Source organism: Burkholderia sp. E168m15, from assembly GCF_016586105.1.
Classification (GTDB): Bacteria; Pseudomonadota; Gammaproteobacteria; order Burkholderiales; family Burkholderiaceae; genus Burkholderia; species Burkholderia orbicola.
The window spans coordinates 1-2,527 of sequence record NZ_BCPO01000055.1 but is presented as its reverse complement, the minus strand read 5'-3'; the positions used below and the strand labels follow the sequence as shown (position 1 = coordinate 2,527).

General features: G+C 64.5%; 4 protein-coding genes. 3 read left to right on the top strand and 1 reads right to left on the bottom strand.

Translation table 11 applies throughout. The features are described 5' to 3' along the window. The 3 genes from JMF86_RS08890 to JMF86_RS08880 all read left to right on the top strand — a co-directional run. A partial coding sequence (locus JMF86_RS08890; RefSeq protein WP_201316958.1) for a peptidoglycan DD-metalloendopeptidase family protein occupies window positions 1-306 on the top strand: 306 nt, incomplete at its 5' end. Window positions 307-317: 11 nt separating this feature from the next. Further along, window positions 318-1,406, top strand: coding sequence for an RNA polymerase sigma factor RpoS (rpoS, locus tag JMF86_RS08885; RefSeq protein WP_011694300.1), 1,089 nt, complete (start codon window positions 318-320; stop codon window positions 1,404-1,406). Between the two features lie 3 nt (window positions 1,407-1,409). Next, a complete protein-coding gene (locus tag JMF86_RS08880; protein WP_054927897.1) occupies window positions 1,410-2,186 on the top strand; it encodes a 3'-5' exonuclease in 777 nt (258 codons plus the stop codon). 30 nt (window positions 2,187-2,216) lie between these two features. Here the strand turns inward: JMF86_RS08880 and JMF86_RS08875 are convergent. Next, the coding region (locus tag JMF86_RS08875) for an endonuclease/exonuclease/phosphatase family protein (protein ID WP_374039649.1) at window positions 2,217-2,527 on the bottom strand (311 nt) is incomplete at its 5' end.

The following is a 2,527-nucleotide window of genomic DNA, read 5'->3' as shown; positions in this document are numbered from 1 at the left end:
AACAAGGGTGTCAATATCGGTGGGACGGCCGGCGAGGCCGTGAAGGCGGCGGCGGACGGCCGCGTCGTTTACTCCGGCAACGGTCTGCGTGGTTACGGCAACCTCATTATCATCAAACACGATGCAACTTACCTCACGGCGTATGCACACAATCGCGCTTTGATGGTAAAAGAGGGGGACGCGGTAACGAAGGGGCAGAAGATCGCCGAGATGGGTAACAGCGATGCCGACCGCGTGATGCTGCATTTCGAGGTTCGCCGGCAGGGTAAGCCTGTCGATCCGCTGAAGTATTTGCCGCCTCAATAACCGAGACGACCATGCCGAAATCGAAGCGCCACGAGCCGCAAGCCGAGTCTGAGAAGATCAGTCGTGCCACGCAAGCATCGGTGGGGCGAGTGGGTGCTTCGACGGACGACGAAGAGGATGTCGCGGAAAACGAACGTGATCTCGAGGCACGCGACGCCGACGCGGACGGTGGCGACGACGAGCGCGAAGGCCGCCAGGAAGCCGCGCCCGACGTCGACGATTTCCGCACGCTGCTGCAGGCCGAGCTCACGGCCGACACGATCCAGCATTACCTGAACCGCATCAGCGTGAAGCCGCTGCTGACCGTCGAGGAAGAGCAGCGTTATTCGCGTCTCGCGAAGGCCGGCGAATTCGAGGCGCGGCAGGTGATGATCGAGCGCAATCTGCGGCTCGTCGTCAGTATCGCGAAGGGCTACCTGAACCGCGGCGTGCCGCTGCTCGACCTGATCGAGGAAGGCAACCTCGGCCTGATGCACGCGATCGAGAAATTCGACCCGACGCGCGGTTTCCGTTTCTCGACCTACGCGACGTGGTGGATCCGGCAGAGCATCGAGCGGGCGATCATGAATCAGGCCCGCACGGTGCGCCTGCCCGTGCACGTGATCCGCGAACTGAACCAGGTGCTGCGCGCGAAGCGCCACCTCGAAAAGAACTCGATGTCGACGGGCGAAGCGGCCGAACGCCGCGAAGCCAGCATCGACGACATCGCCTATCTCACCGGCAAGACCGCCGAGGAAGTCACCGATATCCTCGCGCTCAACGAGCACACGGCGTCACTCGATGCGCCGCTCGACCTCGATCCCGCGAGCAGCCTGCTCGACCTGCTGCCCGACGACCAGAGTCAGTCGCCCGACGCCGAGGTGCAGCACCGCGAGCTCGAAACGCTGACGCGCGCGTGGCTGTCGCGTCTGTCCGACAAGCACCGGCACGTGATCGAGCGCCGCTTCGGTCTGAACCACATCGAACCGGCGACGCTCGAGGAGCTCGCCGACGAGATGGGGCTCACGCGCGAACGCGTGCGGCAGATCCAGCAGGAAGCGCTGGTGCGCCTCAAGCGGTTCTTCGCCTCCAACGGCGTGCGCAAGGACGCCGTTCTGTAACCGATGACCCCGATTCTTGTTTTTGACATCGAGACGATTCCCGATGTCGACGGCATTCGCCGTCTGGAAGACCTGCCCGCGACGCTCGACGATGCCGCGGTGGCCGAACACGCGTTCGCCGCACGCCGCGAGAAGACCGGCGGTGATTTCCTGCCGCACCACCTGCAGCGGATCGCGGCGATCTCGTGCGTGTTTCGCGACAACAACGGTTTTCGCGTGCGCTCGCTCGGGACGCCGCAGGACAACGAAGCGACGCTGATCCAGTCGTTCTACCGCGTGATCGAGAAATACACGCCGCAACTCGTGTCGTGGAACGGCGGCGGTTTCGATCTGCCGGTGCTCCATTACCGCGCGCTCGTGCACGGCATTCCCGCCACCCGCTACTGGGATCTCGGCGAGGACGACCGTGAATTCAAGTGGAACAACTACATTTCGCGCTATCACTCGCGGCATACCGACCTGATGGATGTGCTCGCGATGTATCAGGCGCGGGCGAACGCGCCGCTCGATGCGCTCGCGAAGCTGTGCGGCTTTCCGGGCAAGCTCGGAATGGACGGCAGCCAGGTGTGGCCGGCGTTCCGGGACGGGCGGATCGACGAAATCCGCAATTATTGCGAAACCGACGTCGTCAACACCTACCTGCTGTATTGCCGGTTCCAGTTGATGCGCGGCGGCCTGACGCCGAGCGAGTATGCGGACGAGATCCTGCTCGTGAAGAACGCGCTTGCGCAGGAACCGGCGCCGCACTGGGTCGAATACCTCGCCGGCTTCGACGCGTAGCGCGGGCGGCCCGCGCTGTCGCCGGTGCGATCAACCCAGTTCGAGCAGCACCGGCTGGTGATCGGATGCGCGTACGTCGCCGTCGATCTCGCAGCCGATGATGCGCGGCAACAGCGTGTCGGTCACGAACACGAAATCGCACGCGAGCGGCCCGTCCGACCATTGCACCGTATCGTAGACGCCGGCCGTCGGCGGCGGTGTATGGCCGGGGTGCCGCGCGACCCACGCGTCGACGAAACTCGGCGCGTCGGCAATCGGCTCCAGGAAGCGCCGGTACGCGTCGCTGTCGAATGCGCTGTTGAAATCACCGCAGACGATCGCATCGCGCGGCTGTCCGGTCG

Coding starts and splice junctions, on each gene's coding strand:
- JMF86_RS08880 (WP_054927897.1), top strand. CDS start 1,410: ATGACCCCGATTCTTGTTTTTGACATCGAGACGATTCCCGATGTCGAC.
- rpoS (WP_011694300.1), top strand. CDS start 318: ATGCCGAAATCGAAGCGCCACGAGCCGCAAGCCGAGTCTGAGAAGATC.